This window comes from Vreelandella indica (assembly GCF_037070225.1).
GTDB lineage: Bacteria > Pseudomonadota > Gammaproteobacteria > Pseudomonadales > Halomonadaceae > Vreelandella > Vreelandella arctica.
Genome location: NZ_JBANSO010000001.1, coordinates 110,848 through 126,649, shown reverse-complemented (window position 1 = coordinate 126,649; position 15,802 = coordinate 110,848). Strand labels below are relative to the sequence as shown.

Below are 15,802 nucleotides of genomic sequence, written 5' to 3'. Positions count from 1 at the left end.
TGAGTTGAATGCGCTTAAGCAAGGAGGGCGAGATGAATATCGATAGATTGCTGCTGCAGCGTGACGAAGTGGGAGGCACTATTCCTCCCCTTGACCAATGGCAGCCTCCGCTCTCTGGAGATATGAACCTGCGTATTCACGCCGATGGCAGTTGGTGGCACGAAGGGCGGACCTTTGCCCGTCCCAAGGTGGCGCGTTTATTGGCCACGCTGCTACGCCTTGACGAAGATGGTTACTGCTTAGTCACGCCGGTAGAGCGTTGGCGGATAGAGGTGGAAGACCTACCGCTGGTCGCGGTAGAGGCTGACTTTCACGACGATGCCTGGTGGTTCACCACCCAGTTTGACGATGTCGTTCGCTTGGATGCTGAGCACCCGCTTTCCGTCACTTTAACGCCTCAAAGCGAGGCAGTCCCGCAACTGCCGGTACGCTTTGGGCTGGCCGCCAGGCTGCACCGTAATGTGTATTACCAGCTTGTTGACGCAGCCGAAGCCCGTGAAAACGACAATGGCACTACTGAGATTGGGTTAATGAGTGCCGGTCAGTGGTTTGCGCTCGGTCAGCTTGACGATGAAGCATCAGGCGAGACGCCGTGAAGTTAACTGCTGAACAGCAGGCCGTTGTGAATCATACCGCCGGTCATGCGCGGGTGGCGGCCGTCGCAGGCGCAGGTAAAACCACCACTATGGCCGCTCGGGTGCTACACCTGTTGGCCAGTGGTGTGCCGCAAAAGCGCATTCTGGTGTTGATGTTTAACCGTTCCGCCAAGGATGATTTTCAGCGCCGTTTAGCGTCAATGGCGCCTGCCGGGCAGGCGCTGCCGGATGTGCGCACGTTTCACTCGCTGGGCCACCGCTTAACCCAAAGCCTATGTCGCTGGGGGGCGCTTGCGCCTCGTCAGCTATTATCCGCCGATTGGCAATTAGAGAGGCTGCTTCGTCAAGCGAGCCTTAATGTGCTGCGCGACTCGGTTGAGCGCCGCGATGCTGCTCTTGAAGGTGATAGGCTTGAAACCTTGGCCCACTTCTGCGGCTTGGTTAAAGCAGAGATGATTACCCCTGAATCGCTCTATGAGCGACTCAATTTTGACCCGGATACCGACTATTTTCCGGCCGCTTTTGCCGAGGCGGAGCGGCTACTAGAGTCGGAAGGGGTGATGACCTACGCTGATTTACTTTATCGCCCTTTGCAGGCGTTAGAGGAAGATAGCGCCCTGCGTGGTCGCGTCGAGGGGTTTCTGGATCATGTCATTATTGACGAGTATCAAGATATTAATGCCGCTCAGCAGCGTCTTTTATCTGTGCTGGTGGGCAGCCGTGCCGAGGTAATGGCGGTCGGCGATGCTAACCAATGCATCTATGAGTGGCGTGGCGCCAAACCCGATACGATGCTGGAAAATTTTACCGCCACCTTTGGCGAGGCCACCGACTACCCGCTATCTACCACGTTCCGTCATGGCCATGCCTTGGCGCTTACCGCTAATCATGCCATTGCCGCCAATCAGCGCCGCCCCAATCAGCTGTGTCTGGCCGCGCCCAATAACCCTGAGACGCGCGTTTCGGTAGGGCAGGGCAGTCGGCTGTTACTGGATGCCCTGATGGATTGGCAGGCCCAAGGACGTGCGTTTAACGAGGCCAGTTTACTGGTGCGTAGTTGGGCGCTATCGGTGCCGTTTCAACTGGCGCTTTTGCAGGCGGGCATTCCATTTCGACTTCAGCGTGAGGATCGTTTTGTCTTTCGTCTGCCGTTGGTACAGGCACTCGCCGGGTACTTGAAGCTGTCGCGTCGTCCCGATCTGCTACGCGATCCACAGCAACTATTACTATTGCTTTCCCAGCCGACTCCCTTTGTTGCTCGTGAGCGACTGCAGCGATTAGCCTATCAGCTGGCGACTACCCAGCAGTGGCCTGAGCGGCATGACCCTATGTTGACGGCATTAAAGCCGATCCAACGGCGTACGCTTAAAAAACGCTGGTTGCTGCTATGTGAATTGCCGCAGCTGAGTGCATGGCCGCCCGCCAAGCTGTTAAGGCATGTAGTGGAAACCATTGAGGCGGAAAAAACACTTAAACGGGCAGCGGCGCGGCGGGATAAAGGCGAAGAGGATGTACGCTTACTTGATGTATTAATCGAACAAGCCCAAAGCGTTCAAGATCCAGATGCCTTCATCGAGCTGCTGGAGCGTCCGGTTGAAAACCAGGCGGGCGGCGTGCTGATTAGCACAGTGCACGGTGCCAAAGGGCTTGAGTGGCCACTGGTCGCAGTAGCCGGTGTCAATGAAGAGGATTTTCCCCACTACAGCCGCGATAATCCGCTTAGCGATGAGCGCTTGGAGGAGGAGCGGCGGTTGTTCTACGTAGCCATCACTCGTGCCCAAGAACAGCTATTAGTGCTCCATGACGGGGGCGCGCATCGTCCTAGTCGCTTTATTGCCGAAAGTGCCTGGCAAGACAGTATGCGTGTGGCCTCTTGTCTAGCTAACCCCAGTGCACCAGAAGCATCGCTGCAAGTGACATCGGTGGGACTAGTTGAGCGTTATCTGGCGCGTTTAGGACGTGAAGACATTGTGCTTGCAGCGGCACACGTGGAAGAGTATAAGGCAACTTATTCGGCCGATACGCGCTTTTATCCCGGTCAGCGTCTGCACCATGCGGTATTTGGTGAGGGTGAAGTGGCGGCAGTAGAGGGAAATGCGAGCGACCCAGTGATTGATGTGCGCTTTGATCAGGCTGGCCGACGCAGGCTTATTGCCCGCCGAGCGCCCATTCAGCTATTGGAAGGCTCACAAAGCGCTATTCTCTCGTAGCGTATAAGTTGAATGTGAAAGGGGGGATGCTACGGCCAGTAGGAATGCTTGCTCCCTTCTAGCCGTAACATTCATGCGGCTGACTTACATATTAGAGTGGTTGGCTTACATATTAGGATAGTTGGGGCCGCCGCCGCCTTCCGGTGCTACCCAAGTGATATTTTGCGCTGGGTCTTTAATATCACAAGTTTTGCAGTGTACGCAGTTCTGGAAGTTAATCTGAAAACGCGGCTGTCCTTCGCTATCTTCAATCACTTCGTACACACCCGCCGGGCAGTAGCGCTGTGCTGGTTCTGCATATTTAGGCAGGTTCTCACGGATCGGTAGCTCCGGATCTTCCAGGCGTAAATGGCACGGCTGGTTTTCTTCATGATTGGTATTCGACAGAAACACTGATGACGGTTTGTCGAAGGAAAGCTTTCCATCCGGCTTGGGATAGTTAATCTTTTCAAACTCGTCCGCAGGCTTCAGGGCGCCGTGATCGGTAGTGGTGTCATGCACGTTGGGTAACTTGTTGCCCAGCAGCTGGTGGGCAAAGTTATACGCGCCGCCACCGATGGTGCCATATTTATGGATAGCCGGACCGAAGCTGGCGCTCTCTTTAAGCTCTTGATACGCCCAGCTGGCTTCCCACTTCTGATTAAAGCTTGTCAGTTCCTGAGCGCCCTCATCACCTCCTTTAATTGCCTCAAACACGCTCTCGGCAGCTACTAAGCCCGACTTCATAGCGGTGTGTAAGCCCTTAATTTTGGAAAAGTTGAGCGTGCCCGCATCGCAGCCGACCAGCAAACCGCCGGGAAAGGTCATTTTTGGCAGGCAGTTGAAGCCACCTTTGGTAATGGCCCGGGCGCCGTAAGCAACGCGTTTGCCGTCTTTAAGGTATTGGCTAATAGCCGGATGATGTTTCATGCGCTGAAATTCATCAAACGGTGAAAGCCACGGGTTTTGGTAGCCAAGATCCATAATAAGACCCACCACCACCTGCTGATTTTCCGCATGGTATAAAAACCACCCGCCGTGGGTGTTTTTATCTAAAGGCCAGCCTGAACCGTGAACTACCAAGCCAGGCTCATGCTGCTCGGCAGGTACATCCCACAGCTCTTTGAGGCCAATACCGTAGTGCTGGGGGTCGCGACCTTCATCCAGCGAGAAGTCTTTAATTAAGCGCTTCCCAATATGGCCGCGCGAGCCCTCAGCAAATAGCGTGTATTTGGCACGCAGTTCCATACCCGGCATGTAGCCATCTTTGGGTGTACCATCGGCGGCGACGCCCATATCACCAATCAGAATGCCGCGCACAGCGTTGTCTTCAATGATAACGTCCTGGGCGGCAAAGCCTGGGAAGATTTCAACGCCGAGTGCTTCTGCCTGCTCAGCCAGCCAGCGGCAGAGGTTACCGGCACTGATCACGTAACGTTGCTGATCGCCGCTGGTGTTGTGCATACTTTTCGGCACAAGTGCGTTAGGCACTTTTTGCGCTTTTTCAGCGTCCTTAAGTAAAACAACGTCATCGCGAATGGCGGGCGTATTGAGCGGCGCGCCGCGTTCTTTCCAGTCAGGGAAGAGTTCGGTCAGTGCGCGGGGCTCAAAAACCGCTCCTGACAAGATATGAGCGCCAACTTCTGAGCCTTTCTCAACCACACAGACCGTTAACTCTTGCTCCGCCTCGTTAGCTTGCTGCATGAGTCGGCAGGCGGCGGAAAGCCCGGATGGGCCAGCGCCGACAATGACGACATCAAAGTCCATTACATCGCGTTCAACAGTTTCCACCCGGCTTCTCCTTATTCTCTTTAAGCGCCAATATCTGCAAAAGCTAGTGAATGCCTACGTTTTAGGTACTAGCTTATAAACAGATGGCCTTAATTTAAAACGGTCGTTTGCTTCTGGTTATGCCCCATGATAGGCATAATACCTGTGTCAGGTCACGCCTACGATGGTGCAAACCGCATTTCTTGGCTGTATGTGTTGCTAGCGATAGATCAATGCTAAGACCAAGGCAGTAGCTAGCAAGTATTGTCACTAACTGGCAGGCTATGGCAAATTGATAGGGTTTTTCAATCAGGTACCTATCAAACGCTTGAATGAATTTGACGGCACTGCCAATTTGGGCAGTGCCCAAGCAAGACTTTTTGCTCATAACGTATGCAGTAATTCTATTATTAGTCGCTATTTAATAAGGGGTACTCGCGAAGCGGGTGCCGTCCCAGGTTAACGGCTTTTATTACAAGCCAAGCGAGGAACCTATGAAAGTACTCGTCGCGGTGAAACGCGTCATCGACTACAACGTCAAAATCCGCGTGAAAGCGGACCACTCCGATGTGGACTTGACCAACGTCAAAATGGCCATGAACCCTTTCTGCGAAATTGCTGTGGAAGAAGCGGTGCGCCTGAAAGAGAAGGGCGTGGCGACCGAAGTCGTCGCCGTCACGGTCGGCCCTAAAGCCGCCCAAGAGCAGCTGCGCACCGCGCTGGCGCTGGGCGCGGATCGCGCCATCCATATTGAAACCGACGAGCGCGCCGAATCGCTGGCCGTGGCCAAACTGCTGGCGAAGGTAGTGGATGAAGAACAGCCCGGTCTGGTGATTCTCGGCAAGCAAGCCATCGACACCGACAACAACCAGACCGGCCAGATGCTTGCCGCGCTGACGGGCCTGCCACAAGGTACTTTTGCCTCGGAAGTGGCGGTGGACGGGGAGAAGGTTAATGTTACCCGTGAAATCGACGGCGGCCTGCAAACCATCGCTCTCACGCTCCCGGCGATTGTCACCACCGACCTGCGCCTGAACGAGCCGCGCTACGCCAAGCTGCCGGACATCATGAAGGCCAAGAAAAAGCCGCTGGATGTAAAAACTCCTGCCGACTACGGCGTGGAAGTGGCCTCTAAGGTGAGCCTGCTCAAGGTGGAATCCCCTGCCGAGCGCAAAGGCGGTGTCAAAGTGGCCTCGGTCGACGAGCTGATCGACAAACTGAAAAATGAAGCCAAAGTTCTTTAAGGTCGGTTCTTGACTCTCCGTACTTTGAGATAAACGCTTTGAAAGGAGCTGATGCTATGAGCATTTTGGTACTTGCCGACCTACATGAAGGCCAACTGGCTGGCGCCACCGCCCACGTCGTGGCGGCCGCCCAGGCCATTGGTGGCGATATTGATATTTTGGTCGCCGGTGAAGGCGTTCAAGCGGCAGCAGACGCTGCGGCGAAACTCGACGGCGTTAATAAAGTACGCGTGGCGGACAACGCTGTTTACGCCCACCAGCTTGCCGAGCCCATGGGCGCGCTGCTGGTAGAACTGGCCGATGGCTACAGCCACGTACTGGCCAGCGCTTCTACCACCGGCAAGAACGTTCTGCCGCGCCTAGCCGCGCTAAAAGACGTCAGCCAGCTATCGGATGTGCTGGGTGTCGAGAGTGCCGATACCTTCCTGCGTCCGATTTACGCCGGTAACGCCATTGCAACGGTGAAAAGCGATGATGCGCTGAAAGTGATCACCATTCGTACCACCGGCTTTGATGCCGTCGGTGAAAGCGGCAGCGCCACGATTGAAGCGGTGGATTTTGTCGCCGAAAACAGCCAATCCAGCTTCGTCAAAGAAGAGCTGGCCCAGAGCGACCGTCCAGAACTAGGCGGCGCCAAGGTGGTGATCTCCGGAGGCCGCGGCATGGGCAACGGCGAGAACTTCAAGCTGCTGGACGGCATTGCCGACAAGCTGGGCGCTGCTATCGGCGCCTCCCGTGCAGCGGTAGACGCCGGTTTCGTACCCAACGACATGCAGGTGGGTCAGACTGGTAAGATCGTCGCACCCGACCTGTACATTGCGGTGGGTATTTCAGGCGCGATTCAGCACTTGGCGGGCATGAAGGACTCCAAAGTCATCGTCGCTATCAACAAAGACGACGAAGCACCGATCTTCCAGGTGGCCGACTATGGCTTGGTGGGGGATCTGTTCGAGATCCTGCCGGAGCTTGAGAGCAAGTTGTAAGCATTTGAATGATCTATAAACATTGAGCCGACTTCGCCAGAAGTCGGCTTTTTTGTGATGGGTACATTAGGTAAACTGCCAATAGTTGACTAAAGTACTGGGGCAAAGGGTAAGAAAAACCACCCCGGTGGTTGAAAAAGCTGCGGGCTGACCGCACATAGGTAAATGAACGCAACGAAAGCCACTCAAGGAGATGATGATATGGCACATACACTACCCGAACTGCCGTACGCATATGACGCTCTCGAACCACACATTGATGCAATGACGATGGAAATTCACCATTCTCGTCACCATCAAACCTACATCAACAACCTGAACGCCGCGCTGGAAGGCACAGGTCTTGAAGATGTACCTGTCGAAGAACTCATCGCTAATCTGGATCGTGTTCCGGAAGCCAAGCGTCAAGCCGTTATCAATAACGGCGGTGGTCACGCCAACCACTCCATGTTCTGGCAGATGATGTCGCCCAACGGCGGTGGTAATGCTCAAGGTGATGTTGCAAAAGCAATTGATGCCGAGCTCGGCGGCCTTGAAGCTTTTAAAGAAGAATTCAAAAAAGCGGCCGTTGGTCGTTTTGGTAGCGGTTGGGCATGGCTCTCCGTTACACCTGAGAAAAAGCTGGTCGTCGAAAATACCCTGAACCAAGACAGCCCGCTGATGCACGGTAATACGCCGCTACTCGGTTTGGATGTTTGGGAACATGCGTACTACCTGAAGTATCAAAACAAGCGTCCTGACTATATTGCTGCGTTCTTCAACGTGGTCAATTGGGAAGACGTAGAGCGTCGTTATCAGGCAGCGATTAGCTAATACGGCTATGACCCGCTAATGGCGCCAGTTCTAGCGCTGTGAAAAAAACCGCCCGCTTTTTTAGTGGGCGGTTTTTTTATTGACTGGGATAGCCTTGGGCATTAGCTGTCAATATCCTGTGGGTAAAAAAATACCACATATGCTTGAATTGATTTTCCAATGGTCTATATATAGTATGCGTTGTGTCTTTTAGTGAGGGCGGGCACTAGATGTGCTCTACCCGAAAAATGCCGCTATGAAAAGGGAATTACCCATGGAAATTCAGATTTATAGCAAGCCAGCTTGTGTTCAATGCACCGCTACTTACCGTGCGCTCGACAAGCAGGGGCTCGATTACACCGTTATCGATATTACCGCAGAGTCCGGTGCCCAAGAAGAAGTAGAAGCGCTGGGCTATCGGCAGCTTCCCGTCGTAGTCGTCGGCGAAGATCACTGGTCGGGTTTCCGTCCGGATCGTATTCAAGCCCTGGCGTAAGCCGACAACATGCTGGCAAGTTGCTCACACACACCGATGGCCGGCAATTTGGTGTACTTCTCTACTAAATCAGGTAACACCCATCGTTTTGTAGAAAAGCTTGGTTTTGTCGCGACGCGGCTGCCGCTAAATCGAGATGAGCCTGCGCTACGTGTTTCCCAGCCTTATATTTTAGTTACCCCTACGTATGGTGGGGGAAGTTCACAGGGTGCCGTACCCAAGCAGGTCATTCATTTTCTCAACGACACGCATAACCGGAACCTCCTGCGGGGAGTCATTGCTGCGGGAAACACCAATTTTGGCGAAGCATATGGTCTTGCTGGCCGCATCATTGCGAAAAAATGCCACGTACCGCTGCTGTATCGATTTGAATTATTTGGCACTGACGATGACGTGGTCAACGTGCGCAAAGGAGTAGAAGAGTTTTGGAAACGACTAACGTAGCTACCCAGAATGTGTCAGAAACAAAACGGCCTGCGGCGGCTCCTGAGGCGCGTACGCTGGATTACCACGCCCTCAATGCCATGCTCAATCTATACGGGGCCAACGGCGAGTTACAGCTGGATAAAGATCGCGAAGCGGCTCGCCAGTACTTTTTACAGCACGTTAACCAGAACACGGTGTTCTTCCACTCGTTAGAAGAGAAGCTCGATTACCTCGTGGAAGAGCAGTACTACGAAGCGGAAATGCTGGGCCAGTACAGCTTTGCCTTTATCAAAGCGTTGTTCGAGCAGGCCTATGCGTATAAATTTCGCTTCCCAAGTTTTTTGGGCGCTTTCAAATACTACACCAGCTATACGCTGAAGACGTTTGACGGCAAGCGCTATTTAGAGCGCTATGAAGACCGTGTCTGCATGGTCGCGCTGACCTTGGCGCGGGGCGATGAAACGCTGGCCAAATCACTGGTCGATGAAATCATCTCCGGCCGTTTTCAGCCTGCGACACCGACCTTCTTGAACTGTGGCAAACAGCAGCGCGGCGAACTAGTATCTTGCTTCCTGCTACGCATCGAAGACAATATGGAGTCGATCGGTCGCTCCATTAACTCGGCGCTTCAGCTTTCCAAGCGGGGCGGTGGCGTTGCCTTCCTGCTCTCCAATATTCGAGAGTCTGGCGCGCCCATCAAGCGCATCGAAAACCAGTCCTCGGGCATTATCCCGATCATGAAACTGCTGGAAGACGCGTTCTCCTACGCGAACCAGTTGGGCGCACGCCAGGGCGCGGGTGCGGTCTACTTGAATGCTCACCACCCGGACATTCTGCGCTTTCTCGACACCAAGCGGGAAAATGCCGACGAGAAAATTCGTATCAAAACGCTCTCATTGGGCGTGACGATTCCGGATATTACCTTTGAACTCGCCAAGCGCAACGACGACATGTACCTGTTCTCGCCCTACGATGTCGAGCGGGTTTACGGTGTTCCGTTTGGTGATATCAGCGTTACCGAGAAATACCAGGAGATGGTCGCGGATGCGCGCATTCGCAAGCACAAGATCAATGCGCGCGCCTTCTTCCAAACGTTGGCAGAGCTGCAGTTTGAGTCGGGTTACCCGTATATCATGTTTGAAGATACGGTAAACCGCGCTAACCCGATTGCTGGCCGTATCAATATGAGCAACCTGTGCTCGGAAATCCTCCAAGTCAACACACCGACTGAGTATGACGACGACCTCGGTTATCGCCATATCGGCCAGGATATCTCCTGTAACCTGGGCTCGATGAACATTGCCAAAGTGATGGACGCAGGGGATATCGGTACCAGCGTGGAAATTGCCATCCGCGGTCTTACCGCTGTTTCGGAAATGAGCAACCTGCGCAGTGTGCCTTCTATTGCCGAAGGCAATGCCCAGTCGCGGGCGATTGGCCTTGGCCAGATGAACCTGCACGGCTATCTGGCGCGTGAGCACATCTACTACGGCTCCGACGAGGGGTTGGATTTTACCAATCTCTACTTCTACTGCGTTGCCTTTCATGCGATCCGTGCGTCGAACCGCTTAGCGATTGAGCACAAGGAGTCGTTTGCGGGCTTTGCAGATTCTACCTACGCTTCGGGTACCTTTTTCGATAAGTACACCGACCAGGCGTGGCTGCCGCGCACCGATAAAGTACGTGGGCTGTTTGAGCGCAGCGGTATCGCGCTGCCGACCCAGGATGATTGGCAGGAGCTGAAAGCCTCGGTCATGGCCCACGGTTTGTATAACCGTAACCTGCAGGCAGTGCCGCCGACGGGGTCGATCTCCTACATCAATAACTCCACCTCCAGCATTCACCCGGTGGCGGCGAGAATCGAGATTCGTAAAGAGGGCAAGTTGGGGCGTGTTTACTACCCGGCGCCTTTTCTGGATGAAGCGAATTTTGACTACTTCCAGGACGCCTACGAAATCGGTCCGGAAAAGATCATCGATACCTACGCGGAAGCCTCGCAGCACGTCGACCAAGGCTTATCGCTAACGTTGTTTTTCCCAGACACCGCAAGCACGCGCGATATCAATAAAGCGCAGATTTACGCCTGGCGCAAAGGTATCAAAACGCTTTACTACATTCGTCTGCGCCAGAGTGCGTTAGAAGGTACCGAGGTAGAAGGCTGCGTTTCTTGCACGCTGTAATCAGCAAGCGCTTTGTAACTGTTATTGAATGCCCGGTGTTGATCGCCGGGCATTGAACGCTACGTTTTGAGAGCAATGCCATGAACACCATGCAACGTTTATCGCGAGTAGATGCGATTAACTGGAATCGACTCCAGGATGATAAAGACCTGGAAGTGTGGAACCGTCTGACCAGTAATTTTTGGCTACCCGAAAAGGTGCCCTTGTCTAATGATATTCAGTCCTGGAACACCCTGACTGAAAAAGAAAAGCAGCTGACGATTCGTGTGTTTACGGGGCTAACGCTGCTGGACACTATTCAAAGCAGCGTGGGCGCGCCGGTATTAATGGAAGATGCGCGCACTCCCCACGAAGAGGCTGTTTACACCAACATCGCCTTTATGGAGTCGGTGCATGCGCGCTCCTACAGCTCGATTTTCTCGACACTCTGCACCACACGTGATGTAGATGATGCCTTTCGCTGGAGCGAAGAGAACCCTACGCTGCAGGCAAAATCGCAGCTGATCTTAGAGCGCTATCGCTCTGATGATCCACTGATGCGCAAAGTGGCCAGCGTTTTTCTTGAGTCGTTTCTGTTCTATTCCGGCTTCTACCTGCCGATGTACTGGTCAAGCCATGCCAAGTTGACTAACACCGCCGACCTGATCCGCTTGATCATTCGTGACGAAGCTGTGCATGGCTACTATATTGGCTACAAGTTCCAACAGGCACTGGCGGAAGCGACGCCAGAGCGGCAGCAGGAAGTCAAAGATTACGCCTACGAGCTGCTACTAGAGCTTTACGACAACGAAGTGCGCTACACCGAGTCACTGTATGACGAAGTTGGCCTAAGTGAAGACGTGAAGAAATTCCTTCACTACAACGCCAACAAAGCGCTGATGAACCTTGGCTACGAGCCACTATTTCCCAGCAGCGTTACCGATGTGGATCCAACTATCATGGCGGCGCTTTCACCCAACGCCGATGAAAACCACGACTTCTTCTCCGGCTCCGGCTCTTCCTACGTGATCGGCAAAGCCGTCGCCACCGAAGACGACGACTGGGCGTTTTAAGGTAAATATAGTTTATTACCATTAAGCGCGGTGAGAGGGGTTTACTCATCGCGTGCTTTAAGACTGCTTAATCAGATGACAGATTTATTCAATATTAAATTTTTTGTCTAGCTTGCTGTTACTGATAAGGAGATTCGTATGCCTCGAGAATCAATTCCTAAAGGCCTGAGGGAAAAGGTTCTTAATGAATACGATCATCGGTGTGCATTTTGTGCAGGTGATAGGCCTCATCTGCATCACGTTGATGAGGATGCGACAAATAATACACAAGAAAATCTCCTTCCTCTTTGTCCGAATTGCCATCTCAGAGATCAGCACAACCCAACAAGAAAAGTTGATATTCCGAAGTTAAAGCTATTCAGGGAGCATAAAGATCCGAGTATTCTTAAGCCACAGTTTCATCCAATATATCTTCGTCAGGCGTTCCTAGATGATATTCAGATCAATATTGACTCTGTCGATTCATTGGAGAAGAAGGCAGGTGAGTTGATTGAATTTGTGGCAACTTTGGAAATGGGAGGTTTCTATAGTAAGCGTTTAAATGAATTAATTGGGCGACCAAGTATGGCCTTTATGTTTAGTCTTTCTAGTGGTCATAATCCTGAGTTTGAACGACAGATGAACAGATCTAGGGAGAGCTACCGAAAGCAATTGGTAGAAAATAATAAACATGCAAAGAAGCTTTTGATTGAGCTTTTAAGATATCAGTCGTGGGCAAATGGTTAACGATATTAACTGCATGGAATTTGTTCATTTGACTCTGTATTCTAGCAAGATATATGTGATGGCTCAGTTAAGAGCTATCGGGGGCCACTCATGAATAGATTTGATGTCGAAATTGAGAAAGACGGAAAATTCTTCATAGGGCAAGCATCCATTTTAGGGGGAATATTGACTGTTAACTCTATTGAGCTTGGCTCAAAGTCAGCGTCAATATCTTCAAATAATGAGTTTTTAGCTAAAATTCTCTTGTATGAGCTACTGAATAACACACTCAATAAGGGTTGGTAATGTTATGTCTGCAGAAATAACAAATCTAGAAAACCTCATCAAGAAAAAAGAAGCAGATCTCAGTCGTGCGGAAGGTGAAAGCCAGTCACTTAGTTTCGGAAAGTACAAGTCTTCATCAAACTCAGCAATATCAAAAATTCTTGTTAATTCTCTGCGTAGAGAAATCAACGATCTATATAAGCAGCTTGAGGAATTGAGGGTTTAAATATTGTTAATAAAGGTAGGTGCAATCAAACTCCTCACCTCCTAAACGTTAAAAACGTACTCGGTTTTCCAATGTGTGCTATAGGATGCTAAATTTATCAGGAAGAAAAGGAATATGTATGACAGCCAACCCTGCTAACGTATTGAAAATTGCCGCTGCTGTGGTGAGTGACCCAGATGGGCGCTTGCTATTGGTGCGTAAGCACAATACGTCTTTCTATATGCAGCCAGGCGGCAAAATCGATGCAGGTGAGAGCGCGCTAGAGGCGTTGTGCCGCGAGCTGCAAGAGGAGCTTGGCTTGCATGTTAGCGAGGATCAGCTGATACCCCTCGGAATGCATTCCGTGCCAGCGGCTAATGAGCCGGACGTGATGCTTGAAGCGCATCTGTTTAGCCTTGTTATTGACGAGCCTGTCGAGGCGGCCGCTGAAATTGCCGAAGCAATATGGGTGACCCGTGAAGAGGCTTGGCAGCTTCCGCTAGCGCCGCTGACGAAAGAGTATGTAGTGGCAAAGCACACATAGTGATGTTTGTGATGAAAGGGCGCTGATAGGCGCCTTTTTTTATGCGCGCTCGATGAGAGATAACGCCTGATTGTTAATGATAAATATTGTCATTTATTATATTAGTGGTAGGCTAGACGCGTAAAAGTTAAACGCAAATCGTTCTAATACCTAATTAGTTTTTAGCCGGGCGGTGACAGCCGCTGGCTACTCAGTGACGGAGAGTCGACGTGCTGAACAGGCCTTTTTTTGCCTTGCGTGGATGGTGGCTGGCGGGGGTGCTGGCCAGCGGCACGCTGCTGGCAAGTGAACAAGCAGTGGCTCAAGCGGCCGAAAGTGTAGAAGCCCAGCAAACCCAGGCCGCACTTCAGGCGCAAATTGATGCTGCCGATGAACAAACGCGTGAGCAACTGCAAGAGCTACGCCGCTTAGAGCGCGAAACACGCCAGTTAGACGCTGAAAATGCCTCACTGTCCGGGCGCTTGGCGGAAGAAGCCGAACGCCAGCAGCGTCTGGCGACTGCCCTGAATACGCTTGAAGAGACGCGCGCAGCGCTGCCTGTGATTGAACAAAATATGTCTGTTCAGCTCAGTCAATGGATTGAACGTGACTTGCCGTTTCTACGCGAGGAGCGGCTGGCACGGGTTGAGCGTCAGCCTGAGGAACAGGGCGAAAACACCATTGAACGCATTAATGGGCTACTCGAAGCCTGGCGCGTCGAGCTCGATTATGGCCGTGAGATGGATAGCTGGCGGGGTCGTTTAAGCCAGGATCGCCGCGAACGTGAAGTGGATTTTTTACGTGTGGGTCGTATCGGTTTTTATTATCTAACCCCTGATGGGCGTGAAGGTGGGGTGTGGAATGCTGAAAGCGGTGGATGGCAGCCACTTGATGACGAATACCTGCGTGAAGTGCGCAATGGGCTGCGTATGGCGAAAGATCAGCGCGCGCCGGATTTATTAACCTTGCCGCTCTCAATCAGTGCGAATGACCAGCAGGGAGAGCAACCATGAGTCGACCAACTCTCCGTCAACTTTTTTATGCCTGCTTGATGTTAGGGCTGGTAGCGATCAGTGGCGCATCAATGGCACAAACTGAAAGCGCAACGTCGCTGCGTGAAGCACGAGAAGCGGCTGAAGCGCGTGACCAGCAGCGTCTAATGGGCTTTTTAGACGACCAGCAAGCATTAGAGTCTGCGCTGGAGCAAGCCCGCACTGATCACGAAGAGGCTCAGCAGCAGCACGAAGCGTTAGAGATCCAGCAGGCAGAGCAAACCGATCAAGCCAGCGAGTTAAGCGAGCGTCAGGCGGAGCAGGGCGAGGCACTGACAGGGCTGCTGTCTAACCTTGCCCGGCATAGCTCAGAAATTCGCAATGCACTGGGTGAAGAGAGTTTGCTTTCCCTAGAAGAAGGGTCGCTGCCGCCACGTTTGGATGAAGTCGAAGTGCTCGAACGCCATCAATTGGAAGAGGTGGTGGATCGCTTGGCGGCATTAACGGCGCGTACGGGCCGCGCTGAGCGCCTTTCACTGCCCGTCGCCGATGCTAACGGCGAAGTAGCCGCCCGTAAGTTGGTGCGGCTTGGAGATTTCGCGGCTTTTACTGAAAACGAGCTTTTAGAGCGCGGAGAAAATGACGGCAACCTAGTGGTATTGCCGCGTACACCTGATGCCATTGGTGGGTTGCTAGCGGATTACTACCAGGGCGAGAGCCATGTCTTCGCTGTTGATCCTACTCAGGGCAGCGTGCTGGAAGCCCTAGCCCAGCAGCCCAGTCTGTGGGAGCGTTTCCAGCAAGGCGGTTATGTCGGCTATGTGGTCGTTGCATTAGGCATTTTAGGCCTGATCATTGGGTTAGGGCAGTACCTCTATTTAGTGCTCGTTAGCCTGCGTGTTAATCGACAGCGTCAGTCGCTCAGCCAGTTAAAACCTAACAATCCACTAGGGCGTGTATTGCTGCGTTTTGAAGGCATGGATAAACACCAGACCCCTGAAGCGTTGGAAGCACGATTGGACGAGGCGGTACTGGCTGAGCTGCCAAAACTGGAGCGTAGCCAGCCGATGGTCAAATTGCTGGCCGCGATTGCGCCGTTGCTTGGATTGTTGGGTACGGTCACCGGCATGATCGTAACTTTCCAGGCGATTACCGTGTTTGGCACCGGCGACCCGCAACTGATGGCGGGCGGTATTAGCCAAGCACTGGTAACCACTGTACTCGGTTTGATTACCGCCGTGCCGCTGCTGTTCGTGCAGACAGCCCTGTCGGGTCGTAGCCGCTATTTGACCCATGTGATTGAAGGGCAGGCGAGCGCGACATTAGCGGATCATCTCGAATCTCACACGCCCGCGGTGAACTGA

General features: G+C 52.7%; 16 protein-coding genes. 15 read left to right on the top strand and 1 reads right to left on the bottom strand.

Annotated features, from left to right (window positions below; translation table 11 throughout):
- Positions 1-32 precede the first annotated feature (32 nt).
- Together V8L71_RS00600 and V8L71_RS00595 are read left to right on the top strand one after the other, a co-directional pair.
- Positions 33-596, top strand: coding sequence for a DUF1285 domain-containing protein (locus V8L71_RS00600; RefSeq protein ID WP_101146187.1), 564 nt, complete (start codon positions 33-35; stop codon positions 594-596).
- The gene (locus tag V8L71_RS00595; protein WP_336272928.1) at positions 593-2,806 is read left to right on the top strand and encodes an ATP-dependent helicase; all 2,214 of its coding nucleotides are present in this window, start codon (positions 593-595) and stop codon (positions 2,804-2,806) included. The genes V8L71_RS00600 and V8L71_RS00595 overlap by 4 nt, the downstream gene beginning before the upstream one ends.
- A 105-nt stretch (positions 2,807-2,911) precedes the next feature.
- Here V8L71_RS00595 and V8L71_RS00590 read toward each other — a convergent pair whose 3' ends face one another.
- Positions 2,912-4,576 carry an electron transfer flavoprotein-ubiquinone oxidoreductase gene (locus V8L71_RS00590; protein WP_101146185.1) on the bottom strand — a complete coding sequence of 555 codons (1,665 nt, stop codon included), beginning with the start codon at positions 4,574-4,576 and terminating at the stop codon, positions 2,912-2,914.
- A 473-nt stretch (positions 4,577-5,049) separates the two neighbouring features.
- Between V8L71_RS00590 and V8L71_RS00585 the strand changes: the two genes are divergently transcribed.
- From V8L71_RS00585 to V8L71_RS00525, 13 genes are all read left to right on the top strand, one after another.
- Positions 5,050-5,799: an electron transfer flavoprotein subunit beta/FixA family protein gene (locus V8L71_RS00585; RefSeq protein WP_101146184.1), complete on the top strand. Its 750-nt coding sequence runs from the start codon at positions 5,050-5,052 to the stop codon at positions 5,797-5,799.
- 56 nt (positions 5,800-5,855) lie between these two features.
- Complete coding sequence (locus tag V8L71_RS00580) at positions 5,856-6,782, top strand: electron transfer flavoprotein subunit alpha/FixB family protein (protein WP_101146183.1); 927 nt, start codon at positions 5,856-5,858, stop codon at positions 6,780-6,782.
- A gap of 201 nt (positions 6,783-6,983) precedes the next feature.
- The gene (locus V8L71_RS00575) at positions 6,984-7,595 is read left to right on the top strand and encodes a superoxide dismutase (RefSeq protein WP_101146182.1); all 612 of its coding nucleotides are present in this window, start codon (positions 6,984-6,986) and stop codon (positions 7,593-7,595) included.
- A gap of 253 nt (positions 7,596-7,848) precedes the next feature.
- On the top strand, positions 7,849-8,070 hold the full coding sequence (nrdH, locus tag V8L71_RS00570; RefSeq protein WP_008956787.1) for a glutaredoxin-like protein NrdH: 222 nt from the start codon (positions 7,849-7,851) through the stop codon (positions 8,068-8,070).
- 9 nt (positions 8,071-8,079) lie between these two features.
- Entirely contained in the window at positions 8,080-8,514 is a 435-nt protein-coding gene (nrdI, locus tag V8L71_RS00565; protein ID WP_083832196.1) for a class Ib ribonucleoside-diphosphate reductase assembly flavoprotein NrdI, read from the top strand.
- Positions 8,496-10,676, top strand: a complete 2,181-nt coding sequence (nrdE, locus tag V8L71_RS00560) for a class 1b ribonucleoside-diphosphate reductase subunit alpha (RefSeq protein ID WP_269801094.1) — start codon at positions 8,496-8,498, stop codon at positions 10,674-10,676. The genes nrdI and nrdE overlap by 19 nt, the downstream gene beginning before the upstream one ends.
- An 80-nt stretch (positions 10,677-10,756) precedes the next feature.
- Positions 10,757-11,728: a class 1b ribonucleoside-diphosphate reductase subunit beta gene (gene nrdF / locus V8L71_RS00555; protein WP_035566164.1), complete on the top strand. Its 972-nt coding sequence runs from the start codon at positions 10,757-10,759 to the stop codon at positions 11,726-11,728.
- Between the two features lie 138 nt (positions 11,729-11,866).
- Positions 11,867-12,454: an HNH endonuclease gene (locus tag V8L71_RS00550; protein ID WP_101146181.1), complete on the top strand. Its 588-nt coding sequence runs from the start codon at positions 11,867-11,869 to the stop codon at positions 12,452-12,454.
- Between the two features lie 90 nt (positions 12,455-12,544).
- A complete protein-coding gene (locus V8L71_RS00545) occupies positions 12,545-12,739 on the top strand; it encodes a hypothetical protein (protein ID WP_101146180.1) in 195 nt (64 codons plus the stop codon).
- 4 nt (positions 12,740-12,743) lie between these two features.
- Positions 12,744-12,944: a hypothetical protein gene (locus V8L71_RS00540; RefSeq protein ID WP_157826476.1), complete on the top strand. Its 201-nt coding sequence runs from the start codon at positions 12,744-12,746 to the stop codon at positions 12,942-12,944.
- 118 nt (positions 12,945-13,062) lie between these two features.
- Positions 13,063-13,467, top strand: a complete 405-nt coding sequence (locus tag V8L71_RS00535) for an NUDIX hydrolase (RefSeq protein WP_101146179.1) — start codon at positions 13,063-13,065, stop codon at positions 13,465-13,467.
- 209 nt (positions 13,468-13,676) lie between these two features.
- Entirely contained in the window at positions 13,677-14,459 is a 783-nt protein-coding gene (locus V8L71_RS00530) for a DUF3450 domain-containing protein (RefSeq protein WP_101146178.1), read from the top strand.
- Entirely contained in the window at positions 14,456-15,802 is a 1,347-nt protein-coding gene (locus tag V8L71_RS00525; RefSeq protein ID WP_101146177.1) for a MotA/TolQ/ExbB proton channel family protein, read from the top strand. The genes V8L71_RS00530 and V8L71_RS00525 overlap by 4 nt, the downstream gene beginning before the upstream one ends.

Bases quoted from the DNA above. Each gene is read 5' to 3' on its own strand.
- V8L71_RS00580 (WP_101146183.1), top strand. From the start codon at position 5,856: ATGAGCATTTTGGTACTTGCCGACCTACATGAAGGCCAACTGGCTGGC.
- V8L71_RS00575 (WP_101146182.1), top strand. From the start codon at position 6,984: ATGGCACATACACTACCCGAACTGCCGTACGCATATGACGCTCTCGAA.
- V8L71_RS00545 (WP_101146180.1), top strand. From the start codon at position 12,545: ATGAATAGATTTGATGTCGAAATTGAGAAAGACGGAAAATTCTTCATA.
- V8L71_RS00550 (WP_101146181.1), top strand. From the start codon at position 11,867: ATGCCTCGAGAATCAATTCCTAAAGGCCTGAGGGAAAAGGTTCTTAAT.
- nrdI (WP_083832196.1), top strand. From the start codon at position 8,080: ATGCTGGCAAGTTGCTCACACACACCGATGGCCGGCAATTTGGTGTAC.
- V8L71_RS00525 (WP_101146177.1), top strand. From the start codon at position 14,456: ATGAGTCGACCAACTCTCCGTCAACTTTTTTATGCCTGCTTGATGTTA.
- V8L71_RS00535 (WP_101146179.1), top strand. From the start codon at position 13,063: ATGACAGCCAACCCTGCTAACGTATTGAAAATTGCCGCTGCTGTGGTG.
- V8L71_RS00585 (WP_101146184.1), top strand. From the start codon at position 5,050: ATGAAAGTACTCGTCGCGGTGAAACGCGTCATCGACTACAACGTCAAA.
- V8L71_RS00540 (WP_157826476.1), top strand. From the start codon at position 12,744: ATGTCTGCAGAAATAACAAATCTAGAAAACCTCATCAAGAAAAAAGAA.
- nrdF (WP_035566164.1), top strand. From the start codon at position 10,757: ATGAACACCATGCAACGTTTATCGCGAGTAGATGCGATTAACTGGAAT.
- nrdH (WP_008956787.1), top strand. From the start codon at position 7,849: ATGGAAATTCAGATTTATAGCAAGCCAGCTTGTGTTCAATGCACCGCT.
- V8L71_RS00600 (WP_101146187.1), top strand. From the start codon at position 33: ATGAATATCGATAGATTGCTGCTGCAGCGTGACGAAGTGGGAGGCACT.